The sequence below is a fragment of the Streptomyces sp. DG2A-72 genome (assembly GCF_030499575.1).
Taxonomy (GTDB): domain Bacteria; phylum Actinomycetota; class Actinomycetes; order Streptomycetales; family Streptomycetaceae; genus Streptomyces.
In genome coordinates, this window is record NZ_JASTLC010000001.1 from 2,911,606 (window position 1) to 2,935,255 (window position 23,650).

A 23,650-nucleotide genomic window follows, 5' to 3' on the forward strand; every position below is an offset into this window, starting at 1 on the left:
CGCCGGTTCAGGCGCCCGGTTTCACCAGCTCCCGCTCCTCCCCGACAGCGGCCTCCTTCACCATCCGCGCCCGCGGCCCCTGGAACACGTACGCCAGCCCGAACCCGGCACCGACCACCATCGCGCCGCCCACCGCATCGAGAATCCAGTGGTTCCCGGTGACCACGATCGCCGTGAGCGTGAAGAACGGATGCAGCAGCCCCAGCCCTCTCATCCACCACTTCGGCGCGATGATCGCGATGACGAGCCCGCACCACAGGGACCACCCGAAGTGCAGCGACGGCATCGCGGCGTACTGGTTGGTGAGCGCGGTCAGGGTGCCGTAGTCCGGCTTGGAGAAGTCCTGCACGCCGTGCACGGTGTCGATGATGCCGAGGCCCGGCATCAGGCGGGGCGGGGCGAGCGGGTACAGCCAGAAGCCGACCAGGGCCAGCAGTGTCGTGAGGCCGATGGACGCGCGGGCCCAGCGGTAGTCGACCGGGCGGCGCCAGTACAGGACGGCCAGCACGCTCAGCGGGACCACGAAGTGGAACGACGTGTAGTAGAAGTCGAAGAAGCCCCGCAGCCAGTCGACCTTGACCACGGCGTGGTTCGCCCAGTGCTCGATGTCCATGTGCAGGAACCGCTCCAGCGACAGGATCTGGTCGCCGTGGTGCTCGGCCGTCGCCCGGCCCTCCGCGTTGCTGCCGCCGGTCGCCGCGAGACGGACCTTCTGGTAGGCGGCGTAGGTGACGCGGATGAGCAGCAGCTCAAGGAGCAGGTTCGGGCGGGTGAGGACGCGGCGCAGGAACGGCAGGAGGGGGACGCGCTTGAAGCGGGCCGGGACGGGTGGGGCGTACTCCGTGGGGATCGGTGCGCGGTAGTACGGGGACGTCCTCGACAGGAACGGGATGGCGGTGGCGGCGGCCACGGCGGCGATCAGGACCACGTTGTCGCGGAGCGCGTACACCGCCGACATGTTCGGCAGCAGCATCTTCGCCGGGAGCGTCATCACGATGACCACGGCGACCGGCCAGACGTAGCGGTCGGAGGCCCGCTTGCCGACCCGGCCGACGACCGCGAGGAGCACCCACAGGAGCTGGTGCTGCCAGGTGGTCGGGGAGACCGCGATCGCCGTGCAGCCCGTGACCGCGACCGCGAGGAGCAGCTGGCCGTCGCGGGCGTAGCGCACGGCGCGGCGCAGGCCGAGGACGGCGACGGTCGTGCCGAGCGCCAGGAACAGTCCGATCTCCAGCGGACCGGACAGCCCGAGCCGCAGCAGCGCGCCGTGCAGGGACTGGTTGGCGAGGTCGTCGGCCGCGCCACCGAGGCCGACGCCCGCCATGTGGTGCACCCAGTAGGTGTACGAGTCGTGCGGCATCGCGGCCCATGCGAGCGCCGTGCACGCGGCGAACGTGACGCCCGTGGACAGGGCGGCCCGGCGTCTGCCGGTGAACCACAGCAGCGGGGTGAACAGCAGCACCGCCGGCTGGAGCGCGGCGGCCAAGCCGATCAGGACGCCGCTGGCGCGCTCGCCGCGGACGGCGAAGCAGCCGGCCAGGACGAGCAGGACGGGGATGATGCCGGTCTGGCCGAGCCAGAAGGCGTTGCGCACCGGCAGCGACAGCATCAGCAGGCTGATCGCGACCGGCGCGGCCAGGATGGAGGCCCGCCAGGTCACGGGCTTCGGCAGGGCGCGGGCCACGACCAGGCCGAGCGCGACGACCAGCAGCAGGGTGCCGAAGGTCCAGCCCCAGCCGAGCGCCTGTTCGGCCGACCGGGTGAGGGGCTTGAGAACGAGGCCGACGACGGGGGTGCCGGTGAACTGCGTCGAGTCGTACAGCGAGCCATTGACGTGCAGGACACCGTTGTCGCCGACCCAGGTCTCCAGGTCCGTCAGCCGCTCTCCGCGCGGGGTGCTGAGGACGACGGCCACCTGCCGTACGGCGAGGATCGCGGCGACCAGCCACAAACCCAGGCGGGCCGCGCGCAGGCGTGCCCTGGCCGTACCGATGGCTGTCGCTCCGAACGCACCCGCCGGTCGCCCTGTGTGTTCCGCATTCGCCACGCCTCGTCGGCCTCCCGCCCCGTTCGCCCCACGCGTCTCACGTGTGAGGACCCTTTGCGAACCCTGTGGGGCTCGCACCGCCCCCGGAGAAGGACGCAGGCCATCCCGGCTTCACCTGACGTCCCCTCTTCTTTTGTCTGGAAGACGATAGTGCGAGGGAGGGGAGGTTGCCTCCGCGGGACGCGATATGGATCACACTGGCAGGGAACCCGACCGCGGTTCTTTCCGACCAGCCCTAGGGAAGGCAGCAGGCGCATGAGCGAGTCGCAGCGCTGGGACGACGTCGACTTCTACTTCTCCACCCACCTCTCACCGGACGACGCCGCCCTGCACGCCGCCCTGCGCGACAGCGAGGCCGCCGAGCTCCCGCATGTCAACGTCACGGCGCCGCAGGGCAAGCTGCTCCAGCTCCTGGCCGAGATCCAGGGCGCCCGGAACATCCTGGAGATCGGCACGCTCGGCGGCTACAGCACCATCTGGCTGGCCCGCGCGCTCCCCTCCGACGGCCGCCTGATCTCGCTCGAGTACAGCCCCAAACACGCCGAGGTCGCCACCCGCAACATCGCCCGCGCGGGCCTCGACAAGCTCGTCGAGGTACGGGTCGGCCCGGCCCTGGACTCGCTGCCCCACCTCGCCGACGAGAACCCGGCCCCCTTCGACCTGGTCTTCATCGACGCCGACAAGGCCAACAACCCGGGCTACGTGGAGTGGGCGCTCAAGCTGACCCGCGCGGGCAGCCTGATCATCGTCGACAACGTCGTCCGCGGCGGCCGTGTCGCCGACGCCGACGACACCTCCCCGGACGTCCGGGGCACCCGCACCGCCCTCGAACTCATCGGCTCCCACCCGAGGCTCAGCGGCACCGCGATCCAGACGGTCGGCAGCAAGGGCTACGACGGTTTCGCGCTGGCCCGCGTGCTCGCGTAGGGCCTGTCCGGCGCTCAAGCCTCGTGGTAGAAGCCGACGTTGACGCTGCGCGGGGCGGTGCGGTCCACGATGACCAGCTCGCCGCTGCCGCCCCTCGGCAGCGGCACCGTCCCGCCGTAGCCCAGCGGCTGGGCATGCCCGCCGGCCGTCAGTCGCACCTCGGAGGACGGATCGGGCTGCGAGCCGCGCAGCCAGGTCACCTGCCAGCTGCCGTCCGGTCCGCACAGGAACTCCAGGTGGACCCGGGAGACGAACAGCCAGTCATCTGGCGTCGACAGCCTGCACACCGACTTGTCCCGGCCCACCCGCAGCACGGCGCCCGGGTCACTGGGCGCGTCGGCCATGAGCATGCCGGCCGTGGCGCCCGCTTCCGCCGCGGAAACGGCGGCCATGGTGAGTTCGAGCACGTGCGCTCCTCGTGAAGTGTCCCTACCTGGCCGCCGCATGATAAATCGCCCGGCCTCATGGCGTCCGGCACAATGGGCTCATGACCGAGCGAAAGCCACCGGGTGTGCCGTTCGAGTCCTGGGTCGACAAGCAGATCCGCGACGCCGAGGGGCGCGGCGAGTTCGCCCAACTGCGCGGCGCGGGCAAGCCGTTGCCGTCGGGCTACGACACCACGTACGACGAACTGTGGTGGATCAAGGAGAAGATGGCCCGCGAGGGCCTTTCGGTACTGCCGCCGAGCCTCGCACTGCGCAAGGAGGCGGAGGACGCGCTGGCGGCGGCGTACGCGGCACCATCGGAGCGGATCGCCCGGAAGATCATCACGGACGTCAACGTCAAGATCCGCGAGATGATGTTCAAGCCGCCGCCCGGCCCTCCGCTCGGGATGAAGCCGTACGACGTCGAGGACGTCGTACGGCAGTGGCGGGAGCGCCGGACGGCGGATGGCTCAGCCGACTCGGACGGCTCAGGTGACTCACTTGACTCAGATGCGTAGCAGCCGTTCCGCGAGCTCGCGGTAGTCGCGCAGGGCGAGACGCAGTTGCTCGGTGTCTGTGGCCGCCGCGGGCTCTCCGGCGTCGGCGGACTGCCATGTCCGCCGCAGGGTGCGCCGGCGCTGGGTCAGGGAGTCGGTGACGCGGCCGGTGATCTCCTCGACCACCCGGTCGACCTCCTCGACGGAGGCCCGGGGGCTGTCGACGAATCCGGAGACCGCGTGCTGAAGGCGCTCCGTGAGCTTGTCACGCTCGTCGTGCGGGAGGAGCGGGGTTGTCGCTTCCGGCATGTTCTTCAAGTCCTCAGCTCCTTTGCAGCTGGTGCGTGTCGACGAGGTCGTCGAACAGCTTCCGCGCCTCGATCAGGGCCTCCCGCATCTCCTCCGTACCGGCGCGGGTGTCCCCGTCGGTGCCCATACGGGCGTTCGCGACGCGGTGGACGCGCCGGTAGCCGTGCACATGGTCCGCGTGGTGCACGGACAGCGCGGCGAGCTGTTCGTCGTAGTGCTCGCCGTCCGGGAACCCGCGGACGGTCGCCACCTCGGCCAGCAGCCGGTCGGCCTCGGTGACCGCCACGCGCGGCGATTCGACGAAGTGCTCCTGCACGGCCGTCCAGCGGGCCGTGTACTGCTCACGCACGGCAGGCTCCAGCGGCTGCTCCCGCAGCCCACCGTGCCGCTCCACCCGCTCGGCCAGCTCGCGCTCGGCGGCCTGCGTGTCCCCGTCGTGCCGGGCCACGGTCCGGTCGTACTCGGGCCCGAAGCGCTTCTTGAGATCCCTGCCGCCGCCGAACGAACCCCGGCCGCGCAGGGTCAGATAGACGGCCGCGCCGATGACGGCGACCGCCACGATCACGATCAGAGCGATGATCACGCCAGACATGAATGCCTTCCGGGTTCTCGACCCACCCGACTCTCCCTACGAGCCGGTCCACCGCCCGGGTTGCCCCGACGCCCCACCTCAAACGGCGCCCCCGACAATGACAGCCATGACCTCCTGGACCGTCGCCCCCGAACCCGTCGACTCCCCCACCGCCGCCGCGCTCTGGCGGGCGTACTACACAGAGGTCAGCGACCGCTGGTACCTCCTCCACGAGGGCCGCCGCACCGACCCGGCAGAGCTGGAGCGAGAGATCGCCGCCGACACGGGCGCCGGACTCGTACCACCGAGTGGTCAGCTGCTCGTGGCCCGGTACGAGGGCGAGCCCGCGGGAACGGCAGGCGTACGACTCCTGGACGCAACGAGCGCCGAGCTGAAACGCGTCTTCGTGCTGGAGGCGTTCCGCGGCAAGGGCGGCGCCGCACTCCTCGTACGGGCCGCGGAGAATACCGCCGTCGCCCTCGGCGCCGAACGCATGGTCCTCGACACCCGCCACGACCTGATCGAGGCCCGCGCTCTGTACACACGCCTCGGCTACGAGGAGACCGAGCCGCACAACGACTACGAATACGCCGAGCACTGGTTCAGCAGGAAGCTAGGGGGCTTCGATTCCAAATGACCGGTGACTGCACGCCCCAAAGGGGCGCGGGGCTGTATCGATATGCGGCTCCGCCGCGTGGGCGCGACCAGCCACAGACAACCCGCAGCCGCCGACGCTCAGACACCACCCCCCACAGCCCGCCCCGCCGCCCCGTTACGCGGCCGCTCCCGTTCCGACCCGCACAGCTCCTCGTTCAGCTCCTTGACCAGCTCGGTCAGATCGGTGGGCCGGTCGGCGGTCCACCAGTTGCCCAGGAGGTCCGCGAGGGAGTCCTCGCGGGCCTGGGCGAGGCGTTCGGCGATCGCGCGGCCCCGGTCGGTCAGGACGAGGTCGATGCCTTCGCGGACGGCCAGCCTCCGCTCCTCGACCTGCCGCGCGGCCTCAAGGATGACGGTGAGCGGCACGGAGCTGCGCTCGGCGAGAACGCCAGGTTCCGCCCACCCGTACTTCTTCATCCGCAGCAGCAGCCAACTCGCCGCCGGCAGCAGGTCGTACCCCGCCCGTTCCGTGATCGTGAGATAGATCTCGCGCCGCCCTTCCCGCGTGCCGAGCACCGACAGCGCCCGGCACACCTCGTCGTACGACGACCGCTCGACCGGATTGCTGGCGAGCGTCTCCGTGAGGTCGGGCGCCGTCACCGACCCGCGCAGCCGGTCCTCCTTGAGGAACCACGCGAGGACGAAGCCGAGGAGGGCGACAGGAGCGGCGTACAGGAAGACGTCGGTGATGGATGAGGCGTAGGCGGCGAGCGCCGACGGCCGTAGTGCCGCGGGCAGTTCCGCGATACCGCGCGGGTCGGCCTCCAGCGCGTCCACCGAGACACCGGGCGGCAGTTGAGCACCCCGGAACGCGTCCGTGAGCTTCTCGCCGAGGCGCCCCGCGAAGATCGTGCCGAAGATCGCCACGCCGAACGACGCCCCGATGGACCGGAAGAAGGTCGCACCGGACGTGGCGACGCCCAGATCCTCGTACGACACCGCGTTCTGCACGATCAGCACCAGCACCTGCATGACCAGACCCAGACCGAGACCGAAGACGAAGAAGAACGTGCTCATCTCGGCCGTGGAGCTGTGCTCGTCGAGCTGGTGGAGGAGGAGCAGACCCAGCGCCGTGACGCCGGTGCCCGCGACGGGGAACACCTTCCAGCGGCCGGTGCGGCTGACGATCTGCCCGGAGGCGGTCGAGGCCAGCAGCAGGCCGAGCACCATCGGCAGCATGTGCACGCCGGACATGGTCGGACTGACGCCCTGTACGACCTGGAGGAACGTCGGCAGATACGTCATCGCGCCGAACATCGCGAAGCCGACGATGAAGCTGATGACGGCGGAGAGGGTGAAGGTGCGGATGCGGAAGAGTTTCAACGGCAGCACCGGCTCCGCCGCCTTGCGCTCCACGGCCACGAACGCCAGCGCGAGGACGACCCCGAGCACCGCCAGCCCCACGATCTGCGGCGAGCGCCAACTCCACGTCGTTCCGCCGAGAGAGGCCGCCAGCACCAGGCAGGTCGCGACCGACGCGATCAGGAACGTGCCGAGGTAGTCGATAACGTGCTTGGCCGCCCGGTGCGGGATGTGCAGGGCCGCCGCGATGACGGCGAGCGCGACGACGCCGATCGGCAGATTGACGTAGAACACCCAGCGCCAGCTCAGATGCTCGGTGAACAGCCCGCCCAGCAGCGGCCCGAGCACACTCGTCGCACCGAAGACCGCACCGAACAGCCCCTGATAGCGCCCGCGTTCACGCGGTGGCACGAGGTCGCCCACGATCGCCATCGACAGCACCATCAACCCGCCGCCACCGAGACCCTGAAGCGCCCGGAACGCGATCAGTTCGGACATGCTTTGCGCCATTCCGCACAACGCCGATCCGATCAGAAAGATCACGATCGCGATCTGGAACAGCCGCTTCCGTCCGTACTGGTCACCGAGCTTGCCCCACAGCGGAGTCGCCGCCGTCGACGCCAGCAAGTAGGCGGTGACCACCCACGACAGGTGATCCATACCGCCGAGGTCGCTGACGATGGTGGGCAGCGCGGTCGACACGATGGTCTGATCGAGGGCCGCGAGCAGCATCCCGAGGAGCAGGGCGCCGATCGGGACGAGGACGTTCACGGAGACGTTCTCCCGGGCGGCGACCCCCTTCTTGGGGGGCCGCTCCGGGGGCTGTCCGTCTTGCACATCCCCCGTCCTACCGTGCGTATCCCCGGCCATGAAGACCTCCCGCGGCTCTCGTTACTCCTCCATGCTGGCCGGTGTGACCGGTTATGGCCTGTTCAATCCGAGTGGAAGGCGCTATTCCGGGGCGTGTGTGGAACGTGTGGAGGAAGGGTCTGCATAATCGCTGGAGTTCGCAAAGGGAGGGAACCAACGCGTGGCAGAGCCGAAGGGTCACCAATGCCCGGAGTGCGGGGCACCCAGGGGGCCCGACCACACCCCGTCCTGCGCCTGCACCGAGCGCGCGGCCGAGGCCCTGCGCGAGGTGCGTACGGCGGAGGCGGCAGCAGCGGAGGACTTCGACCCGCTGCGCATCCGGCCGTACGTCGAACTGGAGGGCGCGCCGGAGGCCCCACCCAGACCCGCGGACCCGCACTCCACGATGCCGCTGCCGGCCGTACCGCCGACTCCACCGGCACCGGCTGCCACCGAGCCCAGTGACGCCGACCTGAGCCTGTTCACGGGCGGGCCCGCCCCCTTCGGCAGCGCCCCCGACGAGGAATCACCCCGCCGCCCCCGCCGCACCCTCATGTTCGGCGTCGCGGGCGTCCTCGTCACCGTCGTCACCGCGGCCGGCCTGGCGAGCGGGCTCCTCTCGTACGACACCCCGACCCGGGACCAGGCCCTGCCGGAGGAGGTCCGGGCGAGCGTGCCGGACACCACGCCCACCGCGGCCCCCGACTCACCGTCCGCGAGCACCACGCCCGCACAGCCGACCTCCGCGGCACCCTCCCCCACACCCACGGAGAACGGCTCCCCCTCACCGACCCCGACCCGCTCGAACTCCCCCGCACCGACTCCCACCCGCACACCCGACCCTACGAACACCCCCACGCCGACCGCCGGCGCCACCGACTCCGCGGGCGGACCGGAAAACGGCCGCGAAGCCGAGGCCCCCGTCCTGAGCCGCGGCGACGAGGGCCCGGAGGTCGTCGAACTCGAACTACGCCTGACCCAGGCCGACGTCTACACGAGGGAGGCCAAGGGCACCTACAACGAGGGCGTCGAGGACGCGGTCCGCCAGTATCAGTTGTGGCGGGGCATCGTGCCGCAGGAGTACGGCGTCTACGACCTCGAGACCCGAGAACGCCTGGAGTCGGAGACACAGGAGCCCTAAACCCACCGAGACCGCGGGCAGGCTCAGCTCAGCTGCGGGCAGTCGTGCCGCCCAGGCCGGGCCCCACCCAGCAGGCGCCGGGCCGCCCTCCCGCCAAGCTGCGGGCTGCTGTCCCGCCCAAGCTGCGGGCTGCTGTCCCGCCCAAGCTGCGGGCATGCGTGCCGCCTAGGGCGGCCCCCACCCAGCAGGCGCCGGGCCGCCCTCCCGCCAAGCTGCGGGCTGCTGTCCCGCCCAAGCTGCGGGCATGCGTGCCGCCTAGGGCGGCCCCCACCCAGCAGGCGCCGGGCCGCCCTCCCGCCAAGCTGCGGGCTGCTGTCCCGCCCAAGCTGCGGGCATGCGTGCCGCCTGGGGCGGCACGGGTGGGCGCAGGCGGCACCCCGTCAGCGCCGGGCTGCGCGACCCACCCCCGCCCAGCCCACACACCGGGCACCTCACAGCACCGACGCCCTACCCGACGTACACCCGAAGCGTCCCGTCCCCCACGCCCTCCACACGCACCTGCGTAAGGTCCCGCACCACCACATCCGGCTCATGGACCCCGGCCCGCGCCCCGACCCCCACAACCCGCATCCCCGCAGCCCGCCCCGCCTGAATACCCGCACCCGAGTCCTCGAAGACGATGCAGTCGGCCGGGGCAACGCCCAGTTCCGCCGCACCCTTGAGGAAGCCCTCCGGATCGGGCTTGCTCGCACCGACCGACTCGGCAGTGATGCGCGGCTCCGGCAGAGCAAGCCCCGCGGCAGTCATCCGAGCCGTAGAGAGGGCAACGTCCGCAGAGGTGACAAGGGCGTGCGGCAACCCACGCAGCGAGGCCAGGAACTCCGGAGCGCCCGGAATGGCGACGACGCCGTCCGTATCGGCGGTCTCCTCCGCGAGCATGCGCGCATTGTCCGCATGGTTGCGCTCCATCGCCCGCTCGGGCAACAGCAGCGCCATCGTGGCGTGCCCCTGCCGACCGTGCGCGACCTTCATGACCTCGTCCCCATCGAGCCCGTTCCGCTCGGCCCAGCGCCGCCAGATCCGCTCGACGACGGCGTCCGAGTTGACGAGGGTGCCGTCCATGTCGAGCAGCAGGGCACGGGCGGTGAGCACGGTCGTGGCCGTCATCGGCAACTCCAAGACGCGGAAGTGAAGGCTGGCACCCGAGGAACGACAAGAACAAAGCGGGCCCGCCCGCCGGTCAGGGAAAACGGGCGGAGCCACTTTGTTCCTTCACGGTACAAAACCGGGCCCGTTCCCGCCACCGCCTTCGAGAAGGGTTCACCGACCGTTCAGCTCAGCCGGCCACGGCTTCCCAGAGACTCCACACCCCGAGCCCCAGCATCAGCAACGCCGCGATCTTGGTGATCAGCGCCAGCGGAACCCGCTTCATCAGCGCCTTTCCACCGACGATGCCCAGTCCGGCGACCGCCCACAGCGCAAGCACCGCACCGAGCCCGACGGAGAGCGGGTCCTCGTACCGCGCGGCGAGATTCGCCGTCATGATCTGCGTCAGGTCACCGAACTCGGCGACCAGGATGAGCATGAACCCGGCCCCGGACACCTTCCAGAAGGACTGGTTCTCCGGCTTGCGGACCTCCTCCTCGTCCTCGTCCTTCTTCATCAGCAGCACGGCCGCCCCACCGAGGAAGAGCACCCCGGTCAGCGCGTGCAGGATCTGCTGCGGCAGCAGCGTCAGCACACTGCCCGCCGCGACGGCGAGCGCGACATGCAGCGCGAAGGCGGCGGCGACGCCGACGAAGACGTACGAGGCGCGATAGCGGGTGCCGAGGACGAGGCCGGCGAGTGCGGTCTTGTCCGGCAGTTCGGCGAGGAAGACGACGCCGAACACCAGCGCCATGACGGTGAAGCTGATCAAGGTTCCTCAATCGGTCGGGGCTGCCCCACCGAGAGTGCTATGTCACATGAGACACCTCGGCACGGCAGCACACGCGGCGCCCGTGCCGAACGACACAGGCGGTGCACTGCTTGCCGAAGGTCTCGCTGGCCGGCCTCACGCGTGAGGCCCGCCTCCGGGCGCCGGCTCAGACGAGCTGAGCAGTATGTCGACGGTCCGGCGAAGAGCTACTCCCCTTCTGCGGCATTCATCGTACGGGACGGCAGACGGACCAGAAAGTTCCGCTCTCAACCTTGATGTGTCATGAGCACGTCACTAGCTTCTTACCGAACGAACACCCGAGCGCAACACGGCGTCGCGAGCATTACCCCGCTCGCGCCCAACACCCCCACAACTCAAGGGAGTTCGCATGCCGAAGTTCTACGCGCGTCGACGCCTCAGCATACTCGCGGCTTTCACCGGACTCATAGCCTCGGTCGCGCTGTTCAACAGCCCGACCGCCTCCGCCGCCCTCCCCACCCCCGTCAGCGGCGCCACCGCGCGCAGCTACCTCGCCCAGCTCACCGTGGCCACCGAGGACCGCACCGGGTACAACCGTGACCTGTTCCCCCACTGGATCACCCAGTCCGGCGCCTGCAACACCCGCGAGGTCGTCCTGAAGCGCGACGGCACGAACGTCGTCCAGGACTCCTCCTGCGCCGCCACCAGCGGCCGCTGGTTCTCCCCCTACGACGGCGCCACCTGGACCGCCGCCTCCGACGTCGACATCGACCACCTCGTTCCGCTGGCCGAGGCCTGGGACTCCGGCGCCGACAGCTGGACCACCTCCCGCCGCCAGTCCTTCGCCAACGACCTGACCCGCCCGCAGCTGATCGCGGTCACGGACAACGTCAACCAGGCCAAGGGCGACCAGGACCCGGCCACCTGGATGCCGTCGGTCTCCTCCTACCGCTGCACCTACGTCCGCGCCTGGGTCCAGGTGAAGTACTACTACGACCTCTCCGTCGACTCCGCCGAGAAGAGCGCGCTGACGAACTACCTGTCCGGCTGCTGACGGACGTACCGACGGAGTTCGGCAAACCGTGATCTGCGGAACCTCCCCGCTGACCTCCGTCGTTCCGTACCGTACGGGGCGACGGAGGAGGGCATGAGGTGGCCGAACTGCGACTGGGACCACTGCTGAGATACGCCGACGGCTCGTCCGCGACCATCTGGGTCGAGGCGGGCCGTCCGTGCACCGCCGAGGTGCGCTGCGCCGACGGCACGCGCGGCGAGTCCCCCACCTTCCAGATCGCGGGGCATCACTACGCACTCGTCGAGGTGAACGGCCTCACTCCGGGCACATCGCAGTCGTACGAGGTGTTCCTCGACGGCGCGCGCGTGTGGCCGCTGCCGGACTCCCGTTTCCCGCCCTCCCTGATCCGCACGCCGGCCGAGGACGACGCCGTCCATGTCGCCTTCGGCTCCTGCCGCTGGGCCGCGCCGCCCGCCGACGAGGCCGACCCGGTGGGCCCGGACGCCCTGGACACGCTGGCCGCGCGGATGGCGGCCGACCCGGACGGCGAACGGCCCGACGTCCTGCTGCTGTTGGGCGACCAGGTCTACGCGGACGAGGTCTCCAAGGCCACCCGCCGCTGGCTCGCCGCCCGCCGCGATCTGCGCGAACCGCCCGGCAGCGAGGTCGCGGACTACGAGGAGTACACGCGCCTCTATTACGAGTCGTGGCTCGACCCGGAGGTGCGGTGGCTGCTGTCCACCGTGCCCAGCTGCATGATCTTCGACGATCACGACGTCATCGACGACTGGAACACCTCCGCCGCCTGGCTCGCCGACATGCGGGCCACCTCGTGGTGGCGCGAGCGGCTGCTGAGCGGCCTGATGTCGTACTGGGTCCACCAGCACATCGGCAACCTCTCCCCGGCCGAGCTGGCCGACGACCCGCTGTACACGGCCGTACGCGAGACACCCGACGGCACCGACGCTCTGCGCGCCTTCGCCGCCAAGTCCGACGCCGACCCCACCTCCGTCCGCTGGAGCTACCGCCGCGACTTCGGCCGCGTCCGGCTGCTGATGGTGGACACCCGCGCGGCCCGCGTCCTGGAGGAGGGGCGCCGCGCGATGCTCGACCCGGGCGAGGAGCGGTGGCTGCGCGAACAGGCGCTTCAGGAGCCCGGTTCGTACGACCACCTCCTCATCGGCACCTCCCTGCCCTGGCTGCTGCCGCATCTGGTGCACGACGCCGAGGGGTGGAACGCGGCGCTGTGCCGGGGCGAGAAGGGCGCGCGCTGGGCGGGGTTCGGGGAGAAGCTGCGCCGGGCCGCGGACCTGGAGCACTGGGCGGCGTTCCCGGCGTCCTTCGACGCGCTGACGGCGCTGATCGCGGAGGCCGGTTCGGGGGACGGTGCGCCGGCGACGGTGTGCGTGCTGTCGGGGGACGTCCATCACGCGTACGTCGCCGAGCCGACGTGGCCCGCCGGCGGTCCCGACGCCCGCGTGTTCCAGCTGACCTGCTCCCCCGTCCACAACGCCATCCACATGGCGATCCGCGTCGGCTTCCGCTTCGGCTGGTCCGCCACCGCGCGGGTCCTGGGCCGCCGGTTCGCCGGGCACGGCAAGGTGCCCCGGCCACCGATCGACTGGCGGTGCACCGGCGGGCCCTGGTTCGGCAACCAGCTCATGACCCTGACACTGCGCGGACGTTCGGCGCGGCTGCGGATCGATCAGGCGCGGGCGGAGAAGGCGGGCGAGGCGCGGCTGAAGACGGTGGAGGAATCGCAGCTGACGCGGTGAAGGGGCCGGTTCGCACGCGATGCGCATGATGCCCGTGATGCGAGTGAGGCGCCCCACACTCCCTGCCTCCTGGGCTCGGATCTTCCCTCTCCCGACGGCATGATGAGGCGGACCGTCCGCTTCCTCTGGGCGGTTTGACGCAACGCGCCCCACATGCCCGGGAGACACCGTTTTGTCTGCACCGCCCGCGGAATCCGCAGCGCACGCCGAGTCCGCCGAGGTCCGGGTCGCCCTCGTCGGCGCGGGGCCGCGCGGCACCAGCGTCCTGGAACGCCTCTGCGCCTCCGCGCCGGAGCTCCTCCCACCCGGCACCCGGCTGAGGGTCCATGTGATCGACCCGGCGCCGCCCGGCCCCGGCCGCGTCTGGCGCTCCGCGCAGTCCGCGCAGTTGCTGATGAACACGGTGGCCAGTCAGGTGACGCTCTTCACCGACGACAGCGTGGACTGCTCGGGCCCGGTCCGCCCCGGCCCCAGCCTGCACGACTGGGCGGACGGCGACCTGGGCCCCGACGAGTACCCGACCCGCGCGCACTACGGCCGCTATCTCGAGTGGGTGTTCGCGAAGGTCGTCCGCGAGGCACCGCGGGCGGTACGCGTCGAGACCCACGCGGCACGGGCCGTACGCCTGGACGACGCCCCCGACGGCCGCCAGACCCTCATCCTCGACGACGGCCGCACCCTGGCCGGCCTGTCCGCCGTCGTCCTCGCCCAGGGCCATCTGCCGACGGTCGCGGACCTGGCCCAGCGACGGCACGCGGCATACGCCGAGACCCACGGCCTGCGCCACATACCCCCCGCCAACCCGGCCGACGTCGACCTCTCCGCCATATCCCCCGGCGAACCGGTGCTGTTGCGCGGCCTGGGCCTCAACTTCTTCGACCACATGGCCCTGTTGACCACCGGCCGCGACGGCCGATTCACCCGCACGGCCACCGGCACCCTGCGCTACCTCCCCTCCGGCAACGAGCCCCGCCTCTACGCCGGTTCACGCCGCGGCATCCCCTACCAGGCCCGCGGCGACAACGCCAAGGGCCCCTACGGCCGCCACCTCCCCCTCGTCCTCACCGACGAGACCATCGCCCGCTTCCGCAAACGCGCCGACTCCGGCGAGGCACCGGACTTCCTGACGGAGATATGGCCGTTGGTGGCGAAGGAGGTGGAGACGGTCTACTACGAGGCACTGTTGGGGGAGCGGGAGGATTTCAGGGACCGTTTCCTCGCCGTCCCGCACCGCAGCCCCCAAGAAGCCGCCGTGCTGGACGAGTTCGGGGTGGCGGAGGCCGACCACTGGTCCTGGGACCGCATCTCCCGCCCGTACGCGGGGCAGGACTTCACCGACCCCGGCGCCTGGCGTGCGTGGCTGCTGACGTATCTGCGTGAGGACGCCGCCCAGGCCGCGCTCGGCAATGTCGCCGGTCCGCTGAAGGCGGCGCTGGATGTGCTGCGGGATCTGCGCAACGAGCTGCGGCAGATCGTCGACCATGGCGGACTCGCGGGCGCGTCCCACCGGGATCATCTTGACCGCTGGTACACGCCGCTCAACGCGTTCCTCTCCATCGGCCCGCCCCGGCGCCGGATCGAGGAGCTGGCGGCCCTGATGGAGGCGGGCGTGGTGGAGGTGCTCGGGCCGCGGCTGGAGGTGCGGGAGGGCGAGGGGGCGTGGCTCGCGCACTCCCCCGACGTGCCGGGGTCCGCCGTACACGTGACGACCCTCATAGAGGCACGGCTTCCGGAACCCGATCTGCGGCGCACGGCCGACGACCTCCTCGCCCGGCTGCTGAAGACCGGACAGTGCCGGCCGCACACCGTCGACGGCTACGAAACGGGAGGGCTGGACGTAACACCGCGGCCGTATCGTCTGATCGACCGTCAAGGGCGCGCGCACGCAAGGCGGTTCGCCTTCGGTGTGCCGACCGAGGGCGTGCACTGGGTGACGGCGGCGGGGGCCAGACCAGGTGTGGATTCGGTCACGCTTTCGGATGCCGACGCGGTGGCGAGAACGGTTCTACGTGCAGCGGCGGCCGAATCGGAGCCGCAAGAGGAATACACGCCATGGCCGAATGTTGAACTTGCAAGCATTGATTAGGCACACCTAGCCTTGGCCACTCACTCGGTTCTGTCCCCCAGACCGGGCCGCCCCATGGACCGGCCCGACCGAAGGAGTACCCCCACATGTCCGCACTGACCGCACGTCTCAACAGTGCTCAGCCCTACGCACTCGGCCTGTTCCGCATCGTCGTCGGCCTGCTCTTCCTCTGCCACGGCGCCGCCAAGCTCTTCGGAGTCCTGGGCGGGGCCGACGGCCAGGGCGGGACGGTGTCCGCGGGCACCTGGCCCTTCTGGTACTCCGCCGTCATCGAGCTCGTCGGCGGCACCCTCGTCCTGCTCGGCCTGGGCACGCGCGCCGCCGCGTTCATCGCCTCGGGCTCCATGGCGTACGCGTACTTCAAGGTCCACCAGCCGGAGGCCCTGTGGCCGATGGAGAACAGCGGCGAGGCCGCGGCGATGTTCTGCTGGGCCTTCCTGCTGCTGATCTTCACCGGTTCCGGCGCGTTCGGCCTGGACCAGCTGTTCGCGAAGCGCTCGAAGAGGGAACAGCGGGCCTCGCACCAGACACCGGTGACCGCCTGACCGGCACCGGTTTCCTCAGCGGGCACTACGGCGCCTCTCCCGCGTGTACGGGGGAGGCGCCGTCGCGTCTCCAGATGGTACGGCGGTTGCGGCGCCCTACACGAAGGGAACCGTGAAGCAGGCCACGCGGCCCCCGCTCGGGCCGGGCACGTCGTGGATCACCACGGAGGACGCCTCACCCTCCCGGAAGCCCCAGTCGTGGTAGGCGCTCGCCCGGCCGCTGCCGTTCTGGCCTGCGGTGAAATCGAGCCAGACCTCGTTCTCGGCGTTGACGTCCGCGGGGTCGGTGGACACCTTGTTCTGGTAGTGCCCGCCCGCGGCGGCGGGGTCGGCGGCACACGGCTTCTGATGCACATGGACGCCGTACGCGTGCCCGGGCTTCATGCCCTTCACCCACAACCGTACGGTCGTCTTGCCGGTCTTCTCCTCGGTCAGCTGACGGACCTCGATCCACGACCCGGCCGGGACCAGTGCCATGTCATATGTGACGGCGTCCGTCGCCACATGGGCCGAGGGCGGCACGAAACGCCCGTCCTTCTGCACCGAGCAGTACTCGGCGGCGCCGCTGCCGGCCGCGAGCACGGCCGCGGCGACGGCGCCCGCGCATATACCTGCCACCATGATGTGTACCGTTCCTCACGTTCAGGAGTGATGTGTCGCCCCTTGTCCGTGCTACGGGACACCGGCCGAAGCCGCCCCCGGGGCGCGGCAGCCGGGTGAACATGCCGTGCGGAACCCACGAGCCCCCCGTGAATCCCCTGTCACACCCCCGGCGTACGCTGTATGGCTGTTATGGGCCGCCCCTGCCGCTCCCCCGCGACGTCGCGGCACGGTCGGGTGGTTCTACGGGGGAGTCACGGGGAGTAATGGTGTTCGAGAGTGTGGGGTCGCTGACGGCCGGCCCATGGATCTATGCGGTGGTGGCCCTGTCCATCCTCCTGGACGTCTTCCTCCCGGTCCTGCCGAGCGGGGTCCTGGTCATCACGGCGGCGACGGCGGCAGCGGCGGGTTCGGCGACGGACGGCGTACCGCACCAGGTCCCCGACATCCTGGCCCTGACGCTGTGCGCCACGACGGCTTCCGTGCTGGGCGATCTCGTCGCCTACCGCCTTGCCTGGGCGGGCGGTCCCCGCCTGGACCGCGCGATCGCCCGCTCCCGGCGCCTGAGCACCGCGCAGGAACGTCTCGGCACGGCCCTGGCCCGCGGCGGCGGAGCCCTCGTCGTCCTGGCCCGGTTCGCCCCCGCCGGCCGCTCGGTCGTCTCCTTCTCCGCAGGCGCCGCCCACCGCCGCGCCCGCGACTTCCTCCCCTGGTCCGCCCTGGCCGGCCTCTCCTGGGCCACCTACAGCGTCGCCCTCGGCTACTTCGGCGCGCACTGGCTGGGAGCGACGTGGGTGGCGACGGCGGTGTCGGTGGCGGCGCTGTTCGCGGCGGGAGCGGTGGCGGGGTATCTGATGCGGCGCGCTCCGCGGCGCGCTCCGCTGGGAGGACGGTGATTCGGCGGCGCGCTCCGCTGGGAAGCACGGTGATTCGGCTGCGGGCCGGTGGGGGCTGGTCGCGCAGTTCCCTGCGCCCCTTTGGGGCGCGGCCAAACCGCAGTCGACTTCATCCGACCCGCTTCAGCTCGCCCTCCGAGCCCCCACCCCCCGGATCTCCAACCCGTCCAGCAACTCGGCGGTCGCCTCGGCGATCGCGTCCACAGCCCGGTCGAACACCTCCTGATTGTGCGCGGCCGGCGCCCGGAACCCGGACACCTTACGCACATACTGCAAGGCAGCGGCCCGAATCTCTTCCTCGGTCGCCTCCTCGGCCAACACCGGCGGACGAAGCGTCTTGATACTGCGGCACATGACCCCAGTCTCACCCAGCGCAAGGCGACCGGCAGAGATTCCACCGAGAAACCTGCGCCGGTGCGCACGTCGCCTGCGATGATCGCTCCGAGGCGGCCACCGCTCCGGGGCCGACCGACGAATGGGGACACACATGGCGAACGACGAACTCACCGTGGCCGTACTCGGTCCCGGTGGCATCGGCGGACTGCTCGCCGGACTCCTTTCCCGTGCCGGGCATCGCGTGATCTGCCTGGCCGGAGAGGACACCGCCAAGACACTCAACACGGCCGGAATCCAGGTCAGCAGCGGGCTGTTCGGCGACTTCACGGCTCGCGTCGAGGCCGGCACCGAGCTGCGCGAACCGGTCGATGCCTGCCTGATCGCCGTCAAGCACACGACACTTGACGCAGCCCTCGACCGCGTCCCGCCCACCGCGCTCGGCGACGCCCTCCTCGTACCGTTCCTCAACGGCGTCGACCACCCGGCGACCCTGCGCGCCCGCTACCGCCCCGACCGGGTCGCCCCCGCTGTCATCCGCGCGGAGTCGACTCGCGTCGCGGCGGGGCGGATCGAGCACAGCAGCCCGTTCGCCGAGATCGACCTGGCCGGCACGGACGTACCCCCGGACCGCCTCGACACCCTCGCCGCCGCCCTCACCGCCGCGGGCCCGACGACACGCGTCCTGCCCGACGAGACGGCGGCCCTCTGGGCGAAGATGTCCTTCCTGGCGCCCTTCGCCCTGCTGACCACCCGCTACGGACTCCCGCTCGGCGACGTACGCACCCGCCACCGCGAGGAGCTGACCGCCCTGGCGGAGGAGACGGCGGCCGTCAGCAGCGCCTGCGGCGGACCCGACGACCCCGCCCAGTCACTCGCCCGCTACGACGCCTTCCCGCCGCACACCAAGTCGTCGATGCAGCGCGACGCGGAGGCCGGCCGCCCGCTGGAACTCGACGCGATCGGCGGGGCGTTGCTGCGTGCGGCCGAGCGGCACGGGGTGTCGGTGCCCGTGGCGGCAAGGGTGGTACGGGAGTTGAGGGACGCCGGTCACTGACGGGCGTCTAAAGGAGCCTCCCCCAGATCCACCCGCCAGTCGTTGGACGTGATCCAGTGCCCCTTCGGGTACTCGAACCGTGACTGCCCCATGAGCGTGAACCCGGCTCTTCGGCAGACGGCGTTCGACGCGGCATGGTCCACGTTCGGAAAGGCGTGCAGATACCGGTTCCGGCCGGCTGCCCGCGCGGTCTCGACGACGGCGCGGGCAGCCGCCGCCGCAAGCCCTCGCCCCTGGAACTCGGGCAGCACCCCCCACCCGGTCTCCCACACGGTCGCCCCCTGCCACTCCCGCTCCCAGAACCCGATCGCCCCGACGCTCTCGCCACCGTCCGCCAGCACGACCCGGAACATCCCCCCTGTCTCCAGCTCGACATACCTCCGATGCCGGGCGGCCAGCTTCTCCTCCGACTCCGGTCCGCCCAAGTGCTCGGTCATCTCAGGGCTGTTGTTCCTCCGCAGCAGCCAGAAGTCGCCCTCCGCCCAGGGCATCAGCCGCACCTTCTCCGCGCTCCCCGCATCCATACCGATCACAGTAGGCCCAGGGTCTGACAATGGCCCCGAGCTCCGTATCCCGCCGCCGTTTGCCGGACCGGCAAAATCCCTCGCCCGCGTCCGCCCGGCCCCGCAGGATCGCCGTACGAGCACAACTCGGCCCGGACAGCCCTGACGGCCTGACACGAAGGATTGGACCCATGCCCCACCAGGACCCGCTCCCGGACGTCACCCACCGACTCGTCCCCTCCCCCGCCGGCCGGATCCACCTGGCGGAACAGGGCAGCGGCCCGCTCGTCCTGCTGGTGCACGGCTTCCCGGAGTCCTGGTACTCGTGGCGCCGCCAGCTGCCGGTGCTGGCCGCGGCGGGATACCGCGCGGTCGCCGTGGATGTGCGCGGCTACGGGCGGTCGTCGCGGCCGGAGGCGGTGGCGGGGTACCGGATGACGGAGCTGGTGGCGGACAGCGTCGCCGTGGTGGAGGCGCTGGGCGAGCCGTCCGCGGTGATCGTCGGGCACGACTGGGGCGCGAACATCGCCGCGCACTCCGCTCTGCTGCGCCCCGACGTCTTCCGCGCAGTCGGCCTGCTGAGCGTGCCGTACATGCCGCCCGGCGGTCCCAAGCCGAGCGATGTGTTCGCGGGCATGGGCGGGGAGGAGGAGTTCTACGTCTCCTACTTCCAGGAACCGGGCCGCGCCGAGCGCGAGATCGAACCGGACGTACGGGGCTGGCTCGCCGGCTTCTACGCCGCCTTCTCCAGCGACACGATGCCCGCGCCGGGCGCCCCGGATCCGCACTTCGTGAGCCCCGGCGCGACCCTGCGCGACCGCTTCCCCGCGGACCGTCTGCCGTCCTGGCTCGGCGAGGCGGAACTCGACGTCTACACGGCGGAGTTCGAGCGCACGGGCCTGACCGGCGCCCTGAACCGCTACCGCTGCATGGACCGCGACTGGGAGGACTTCCAGTCCTTCGCGGGCGCCCCGATCCCCCAGCCGTCCCTGTTCCTCGGCGGCACACTCGACGCGTCCACCACCTGGCTGGCCGACGCGATCGAGGCGTATCCCACGACCCTCCCCGGCCTGCGCGCCTCACACCTGCTGGAGGGCTGCGGCCACTGGATCCAGCAGGAACGCCCCGACGAGGTCAACCAGCACCTGACGGCCTGGCTCGCCGACCTGCCCACCTGAACCGGGCAGGTCAGCAGAGCTCGCCGGGGCGTGCCGCGGTGGCCCGCAGCAGATCTCGTACAAGATCGAAGTCCGCGGGCATGCCGTACGCCATCACCTCGTCGAACCCCTTGAGCACCGCCCGGCACAACCGCCGCAGCGCGGTCAGCGCCTCCCTGCGGTCCTCGCCGGCCCCGGCGAGGTAACCGTCGACGTCGGTCGCCTTGCTCTGCGCCATGCGGCAAGGGTAGGCCGCCCTCAAGGACTAGGACAGATCGGCCGGGCAGGCCTACGGTTGGACCGTGGACGAAACACCCGATTCATCCCCTCAGGCACCCGGCGAAGAAGCGGAAGAGGCCCGGCTCATCCGCCTTGCGGAGGACTGGGCTGTCGCGATCGTCGCCAATGATGCGGAACGCATCGCCGGCTTCGTCGCCGACGAATGGGTCATCGTCTCCGAGTCGGGCATCGCCTCGAAGGAAGAGTTCCTCTCCCTCGTCGCGACCGGGGAACTGACCCACTCGGCGATGGACCTGGAAACGCGGCCCAGGGTCCGCGTCTACGGAGACACCGCCGTCCTCACCGGGCGCGTGACGAACACGGCCCACTACCAGGGCAAGCGGTACGACGCGGACGAGTGGACGACCGACGTGTACGTCAGACGGGGCGGGCGCTGGCTGTGCGTGCTGAGCCACATCACGCCTGCGCTCCCGACGACCTGAGCAACCCGCGCCGGATAGGCTCACGCCGCATGGGACAGCTGCCCGAGAGCGTGGATCGCGACATCCTGGAGCACCGGACCATCTCCGCGATCGTGACCATCCGCGAAACGCTCGGCTGCACGGTGCACCAGGCAATCGATGTCTACGCGCAGCGGTACGAGGAACTCCGCCGAGACCGTCCGGACGACTTCGAGGTGAGCCGGGACGGGCGAACCCGGACGAGGGGAACTCGCATGGACGACGATGCTCTCCTGGCAGAGCAGATGGCCTATTACCGGGCGGGCGCGGCCGAATACGACCGGCCCTATGCGGAGTGCGAAGACCTGAAGGACTTGCTGGCCGTCGTCGATGACCTCCCGATTGCCGGGCATGTGCTGGAGCTGGCCTGCGGAACGGGCCAGTGGACCGGAAGGCTCGCGGCGCGGGCGCAGTCGGTGACGGCAGTCGACGCGGCGGCCGAAGTGCTGGCCCTGGCTCGGGCGCGTACCGCGTCCCCCACCGTCCAGTTCATTCAGGCGGACCTGTTCGAGTGGCAGCCGCCACGGCGCTACGACACCGTTTTCTTCGCCTTCTGGCTCTCCCATGTCCCGCCGACGCGATGGCCCGGCTTCTGGAACACCGTCGCCGCCGCGCTCGCGCCGGGCGGCAAAGCGATCTTCATCGACGACGGCCCCGCCGCGGCCGCGGGGGAGAACGTCCTGGCAGACCACTCGGCCCCGGCGGCGCTGCGGCGGCTCGACGACGGCAGCCAGTACCGCATCGTGAAGGTGTTCCACGATGCGGCGACCCTCAGGGACGGCCTCACAGCGCTGGGGTGGTCGGTCCGCATCCGGCCCGTGGCCGGCCATTTCATCGGCATCGCAGAACCAGCGGATGGACAAGTCAGGGAACTGCTCGCTTGAGTTCGTGGGGCTTGGATCGGGCGGCGCCACCTGGCGCACCAGGGATCACAGGGGGGCGCCGGTTCGGGCGCCGACGGGGAGGAGGAGCGGTGGGCGGGTATTCGTTGAAGGCGACGGCCGTGGAGATGCGGGAGGCCGTGCGCGCGCTGCTGTCCGTGCTGGAACCGGAGCAGGTGCGCGAGCTGCGCGCGGGGCCCGACCGGCTGGACGCGCCCGAGCTGCGGGAGTGGACGTATCTGCCGGGCCCGCGCCCCGGACTGCCCACCGAGGGCCTCGGCGGTGAGCAGCGCGCGGCTGTCGACGCGCTGCTGGCCGCGGCGCACAGCGCACCCGGAGCGGAGCTGGCGCGCGGCGCGATCGAGGTGGAGCGGCACCGCCGCGCCCTGGTCGGCGCCCCGGGTGCCGACCGCTACTGGGTGCGACTGCTGGGCGACCCGGACGGCGACGGTCCGTGGGGCTGGCGGATGAACGGCCACCACCTCGCCGTACACGTAGTGATCACGGCGGCGGGAATGCGGGTGACGCCGCACTTCATCGGGGCGGAGCCGGCGCGCATCGCGGACGCTCCGCAGGCGGGCCGCCGGCTGCTGGGGCCGGAGGAGGACCTGGCCCGGGAGCTGGTCACGGACCTGGACGCCGGCCGACGGGCGAAGGCGGTCTTCGCCGCCGCGCCGCCGGAGGACATCCTGACCCGCGCCGACCCGTTCGCCGATCCGGACCTGCTGCCGGCCGGACTGCCCTACGGGGACATGACGCCCGGTCAGCAGCGGCTGCTGGAGCGCCTGGTGCGCCGCTACCTCGACCGCGCGCCCGCGGCGTACGCGCAGGAATGCTGGTCCGATGCCGTGGCAGGAGGACTGGACGCGCTCTCCTTCGCCTGGGGCGGCGGCCTCGTTCTCGGGGACCGGCACTACTACTGCGTTCGGGCCCCGGACTTCCTCATCGAGTACGACAACACGCAGGACGACGGCAACCACGCCCACTCCGTCTGGCGGCACGTCCGCCACGACTGGGGCGCCGACCTGCTGCGCGCCCACTACACGGAGCAGCACCGGTAGAGGCCGGCGGCGGTCAGGGAGACCCCGGCCGCACCTCACCCTCGGCGCCGACGGCGTGGAGCACCGCTCCGCCATCGCCGCGCACGTGAGCCGCTCCAGCTGCGAGGCCACTCCGCCTGGTTCGTGATCATCGCCATGTGGGCGGTGGCCCTCGCGGTGGTGGTCGCCTGCTGCCTGGTCGTGCGCCAAGGCCGCGGCCTGCTCTGGGGCGCCCTGGGCTGGATGGCCGGCAGCCTCTTCGCGCTGGTGGGTCTGCGCAACGCGGCCCCGGGAAACCCGCCCAACGGCAGCCTGCTCGACTACGCCGCCTTCCACTGGGCCGAGGCGCTGATCGCCCTGAGCCTCACCCGCCTCGTCCTCCACGGCGACCTCGTCGAACACCGGACCGGCGGGCCCGTCCCCGAACCACCACACCCCGCCACACTCCGCTGCCCCCGGC

At 71.2% G+C, this 23,650-nt stretch carries 24 protein-coding genes and 2 pseudogenes; 15 read left to right on the top strand and 11 right to left on the bottom strand.

Annotated features, from left to right (window positions below; translation table 11 throughout):
* Positions 1-7: 7 nt before the first annotated feature.
* A complete protein-coding gene (locus QQY66_RS13975) occupies positions 8-2,047 on the bottom strand; it encodes a bifunctional glycosyltransferase 87/phosphatase PAP2 family protein (protein WP_301979669.1) in 2,040 nt (679 codons plus the stop codon).
* A 255-nt stretch (positions 2,048-2,302) separates the two neighbouring features.
* On the opposite strand from QQY66_RS13975, the gene QQY66_RS13980 reads away from it, so the two are divergent.
* Positions 2,303-2,974: an O-methyltransferase gene (locus QQY66_RS13980; protein ID WP_301979670.1), complete on the top strand. Its 672-nt coding sequence runs from the start codon at positions 2,303-2,305 to the stop codon at positions 2,972-2,974.
* Between the two features lie 14 nt (positions 2,975-2,988).
* Here QQY66_RS13980 and QQY66_RS13985 read toward each other — a convergent pair whose 3' ends face one another.
* On the bottom strand, positions 2,989-3,381 hold the full coding sequence (locus tag QQY66_RS13985) for a hypothetical protein (RefSeq protein ID WP_301979671.1): 393 nt from the start codon (positions 3,379-3,381) through the stop codon (positions 2,989-2,991).
* A gap of 80 nt (positions 3,382-3,461) precedes the next feature.
* Between QQY66_RS13985 and QQY66_RS13990 the strand changes: the two genes are divergently transcribed.
* The gene (locus QQY66_RS13990) at positions 3,462-3,917 is read left to right on the top strand and encodes a DUF1992 domain-containing protein (RefSeq protein ID WP_301979672.1); all 456 of its coding nucleotides are present in this window, start codon (positions 3,462-3,464) and stop codon (positions 3,915-3,917) included.
* Here QQY66_RS13990 and QQY66_RS13995 read toward each other — a convergent pair.
* Both QQY66_RS13995 and QQY66_RS14000 read right to left on the bottom strand, forming a co-directional pair.
* Positions 3,906-4,184: pseudogene (locus QQY66_RS13995) on the bottom strand (hypothetical protein); the annotation flags it as partial. The gene QQY66_RS13990 and the pseudogene QQY66_RS13995 sit on opposite strands and share 12 nt — an antisense overlap.
* 34 nt (positions 4,185-4,218) lie before the next feature.
* On the bottom strand, positions 4,219-4,797 hold the full coding sequence (locus tag QQY66_RS14000) for a hypothetical protein (protein WP_301979673.1): 579 nt from the start codon (positions 4,795-4,797) through the stop codon (positions 4,219-4,221).
* A gap of 97 nt (positions 4,798-4,894) precedes the next feature.
* Between QQY66_RS14000 and QQY66_RS14005 the strand changes: the two genes are divergently transcribed.
* On the top strand, positions 4,895-5,413 hold the full coding sequence (locus QQY66_RS14005) for a GNAT family N-acetyltransferase (protein ID WP_301979674.1): 519 nt from the start codon (positions 4,895-4,897) through the stop codon (positions 5,411-5,413).
* A gap of 98 nt (positions 5,414-5,511) precedes the next feature.
* Here QQY66_RS14005 and QQY66_RS14010 read toward each other — a convergent pair whose 3' ends face one another.
* Complete coding sequence (locus tag QQY66_RS14010; RefSeq protein WP_301979676.1) at positions 5,512-7,605, bottom strand: MDR family MFS transporter; 2,094 nt, start codon at positions 7,603-7,605, stop codon at positions 5,512-5,514.
* Between the two features lie 160 nt (positions 7,606-7,765).
* Here QQY66_RS14010 and QQY66_RS14015 point away from each other — a divergent pair, with 160 nt between their 5' ends.
* A complete protein-coding gene (locus QQY66_RS14015; protein ID WP_301979677.1) occupies positions 7,766-8,725 on the top strand; it encodes a peptidoglycan-binding protein in 960 nt (319 codons plus the stop codon).
* A 447-nt stretch (positions 8,726-9,172) separates the two neighbouring features.
* Here QQY66_RS14015 and QQY66_RS14020 read toward each other — a convergent pair whose 3' ends face one another.
* Both QQY66_RS14020 and QQY66_RS14025 read right to left on the bottom strand, forming a co-directional pair.
* Positions 9,173-9,832 (bottom strand): HAD family hydrolase, encoded by a 660-nt coding sequence (locus tag QQY66_RS14020; protein ID WP_301979678.1) that lies wholly within the window; start codon positions 9,830-9,832, stop codon positions 9,173-9,175.
* A gap of 169 nt (positions 9,833-10,001) precedes the next feature.
* Complete coding sequence (locus QQY66_RS14025; protein ID WP_301979679.1) at positions 10,002-10,583, bottom strand: TMEM165/GDT1 family protein; 582 nt, start codon at positions 10,581-10,583, stop codon at positions 10,002-10,004.
* Positions 10,584-10,971: 388 nt separating this feature from the next.
* On the opposite strand from QQY66_RS14025, the gene QQY66_RS14030 reads away from it, so the two are divergent.
* The 4 genes from QQY66_RS14030 to QQY66_RS14045 all read left to right on the top strand — a co-directional run bounded on the left by QQY66_RS14030 (position 10,972) and on the right by QQY66_RS14045 (position 15,983).
* Entirely contained in the window at positions 10,972-11,616 is a 645-nt protein-coding gene (locus QQY66_RS14030; protein WP_301979680.1) for an HNH endonuclease family protein, read from the top strand.
* A gap of 98 nt (positions 11,617-11,714) precedes the next feature.
* Complete coding sequence (locus QQY66_RS14035) at positions 11,715-13,352, top strand: alkaline phosphatase D family protein (protein ID WP_301979682.1); 1,638 nt, start codon at positions 11,715-11,717, stop codon at positions 13,350-13,352.
* Between the two features lie 172 nt (positions 13,353-13,524).
* Complete coding sequence (locus QQY66_RS14040) at positions 13,525-15,438, top strand: FAD/NAD(P)-binding domain-containing protein (RefSeq protein ID WP_301979684.1); 1,914 nt, start codon at positions 13,525-13,527, stop codon at positions 15,436-15,438.
* A 95-nt stretch (positions 15,439-15,533) separates the two neighbouring features.
* Positions 15,534-15,983 (top strand): DoxX family protein, encoded by a 450-nt coding sequence (locus tag QQY66_RS14045; protein ID WP_301987305.1) that lies wholly within the window; start codon positions 15,534-15,536, stop codon positions 15,981-15,983.
* Positions 15,984-16,079: 96 nt separating this feature from the next.
* On the opposite strand, the gene QQY66_RS14050 is transcribed toward QQY66_RS14045, so the two are convergent.
* Entirely contained in the window at positions 16,080-16,604 is a 525-nt protein-coding gene (locus QQY66_RS14050) for a superoxide dismutase family protein (protein ID WP_301979685.1), read from the bottom strand.
* A 245-nt stretch (positions 16,605-16,849) separates the two neighbouring features.
* On the opposite strand from QQY66_RS14050, the gene QQY66_RS14055 reads away from it, so the two are divergent.
* Positions 16,850-17,479 (top strand): DedA family protein, encoded by a 630-nt coding sequence (locus tag QQY66_RS14055; protein ID WP_301979687.1) that lies wholly within the window; start codon positions 16,850-16,852, stop codon positions 17,477-17,479.
* Between the two features lie 123 nt (positions 17,480-17,602).
* Here the strand turns inward: QQY66_RS14055 and QQY66_RS14060 are convergent, their stop codons facing one another.
* Positions 17,603-17,833 (bottom strand): DUF2277 domain-containing protein, encoded by a 231-nt coding sequence (locus tag QQY66_RS14060; protein ID WP_301979689.1) that lies wholly within the window; start codon positions 17,831-17,833, stop codon positions 17,603-17,605.
* A 133-nt stretch (positions 17,834-17,966) separates the two neighbouring features.
* Between QQY66_RS14060 and QQY66_RS14065 the strand changes: the two genes are divergently transcribed.
* The gene (locus QQY66_RS14065; protein WP_301979690.1) at positions 17,967-18,869 is read left to right on the top strand and encodes a ketopantoate reductase family protein; all 903 of its coding nucleotides are present in this window, start codon (positions 17,967-17,969) and stop codon (positions 18,867-18,869) included.
* Here the strand turns inward: QQY66_RS14065 and QQY66_RS14070 are convergent.
* On the bottom strand, positions 18,863-19,393 hold the full coding sequence (locus QQY66_RS14070) for a GNAT family N-acetyltransferase (protein WP_301979692.1): 531 nt from the start codon (positions 19,391-19,393) through the stop codon (positions 18,863-18,865). The two genes, QQY66_RS14065 and QQY66_RS14070, sit on opposite strands and share 7 nt — an antisense overlap.
* Before the next feature lie 170 nt (positions 19,394-19,563).
* Here QQY66_RS14070 and QQY66_RS14075 point away from each other — a divergent pair, with 170 nt between their 5' ends.
* Positions 19,564-20,550, top strand: coding sequence for an alpha/beta fold hydrolase (locus tag QQY66_RS14075; RefSeq protein WP_301979693.1), 987 nt, complete (start codon positions 19,564-19,566; stop codon positions 20,548-20,550).
* Between the two features lie 10 nt (positions 20,551-20,560).
* Here the strand turns inward: QQY66_RS14075 and QQY66_RS14080 are convergent, their stop codons facing one another.
* Positions 20,561-20,767, bottom strand: a complete 207-nt coding sequence (locus QQY66_RS14080; protein WP_301979695.1) for a hypothetical protein — start codon at positions 20,765-20,767, stop codon at positions 20,561-20,563.
* A gap of 64 nt (positions 20,768-20,831) precedes the next feature.
* Between QQY66_RS14080 and QQY66_RS14085 the strand changes: the two genes are divergently transcribed.
* The 4 genes and pseudogenes from QQY66_RS14085 to QQY66_RS50375 form a co-directional block, all read left to right on the top strand.
* A complete protein-coding gene (locus QQY66_RS14085; protein WP_301979697.1) occupies positions 20,832-21,251 on the top strand; it encodes a nuclear transport factor 2 family protein in 420 nt (139 codons plus the stop codon).
* A 233-nt stretch (positions 21,252-21,484) separates the two neighbouring features.
* Entirely contained in the window at positions 21,485-22,153 is a 669-nt protein-coding gene (locus QQY66_RS14090) for a trans-aconitate 2-methyltransferase (RefSeq protein WP_301987307.1), read from the top strand.
* 89 nt (positions 22,154-22,242) lie between these two features.
* Positions 22,243-23,211, top strand: coding sequence for a DUF3500 domain-containing protein (locus tag QQY66_RS14095; RefSeq protein WP_301979699.1), 969 nt, complete (start codon positions 22,243-22,245; stop codon positions 23,209-23,211).
* Positions 23,212-23,334: 123 nt separating this feature from the next.
* Positions 23,335-23,562: pseudogene (locus tag QQY66_RS50375) on the top strand (DUF4436 family protein); the annotation flags it as partial.
* Positions 23,563-23,650 lie beyond the last annotated feature (88 nt).

Coding starts and splice junctions, on each gene's coding strand:
- QQY66_RS14010 (WP_301979676.1), bottom strand. CDS start 7,605: ATGGCCGGGGATACGCACGGTAGGACGGGGGATGTGCAAGACGGACAG.
- QQY66_RS13990 (WP_301979672.1), top strand. CDS start 3,462: ATGACCGAGCGAAAGCCACCGGGTGTGCCGTTCGAGTCCTGGGTCGAC.
- QQY66_RS14050 (WP_301979685.1), bottom strand. CDS start 16,604: ATGGTGGCAGGTATATGCGCGGGCGCCGTCGCCGCGGCCGTGCTCGCG.
- QQY66_RS14080 (WP_301979695.1), bottom strand. CDS start 20,767: ATGGCGCAGAGCAAGGCGACCGACGTCGACGGTTACCTCGCCGGGGCC.
- QQY66_RS14070 (WP_301979692.1), bottom strand. CDS start 19,393: ATGGATGCGGGGAGCGCGGAGAAGGTGCGGCTGATGCCCTGGGCGGAG.
- QQY66_RS14065 (WP_301979690.1), top strand. CDS start 17,967: ATGGCGAACGACGAACTCACCGTGGCCGTACTCGGTCCCGGTGGCATC.
- QQY66_RS14075 (WP_301979693.1), top strand. CDS start 19,564: ATGCCCCACCAGGACCCGCTCCCGGACGTCACCCACCGACTCGTCCCC.
- QQY66_RS14020 (WP_301979678.1), bottom strand. CDS start 9,832: ATGACGGCCACGACCGTGCTCACCGCCCGTGCCCTGCTGCTCGACATG.
- QQY66_RS14090 (WP_301987307.1), top strand. CDS start 21,485: ATGGACGACGATGCTCTCCTGGCAGAGCAGATGGCCTATTACCGGGCG.
- QQY66_RS14000 (WP_301979673.1), bottom strand. CDS start 4,797: ATGTCTGGCGTGATCATCGCTCTGATCGTGATCGTGGCGGTCGCCGTC.
- QQY66_RS14055 (WP_301979687.1), top strand. CDS start 16,850: ATGGTGTTCGAGAGTGTGGGGTCGCTGACGGCCGGCCCATGGATCTAT.
- QQY66_RS14030 (WP_301979680.1), top strand. CDS start 10,972: ATGCCGAAGTTCTACGCGCGTCGACGCCTCAGCATACTCGCGGCTTTC.
- QQY66_RS14005 (WP_301979674.1), top strand. CDS start 4,895: ATGACAGCCATGACCTCCTGGACCGTCGCCCCCGAACCCGTCGACTCC.
- QQY66_RS14060 (WP_301979689.1), bottom strand. CDS start 17,833: ATGTGCCGCAGTATCAAGACGCTTCGTCCGCCGGTGTTGGCCGAGGAG.
- QQY66_RS13980 (WP_301979670.1), top strand. CDS start 2,303: ATGAGCGAGTCGCAGCGCTGGGACGACGTCGACTTCTACTTCTCCACC.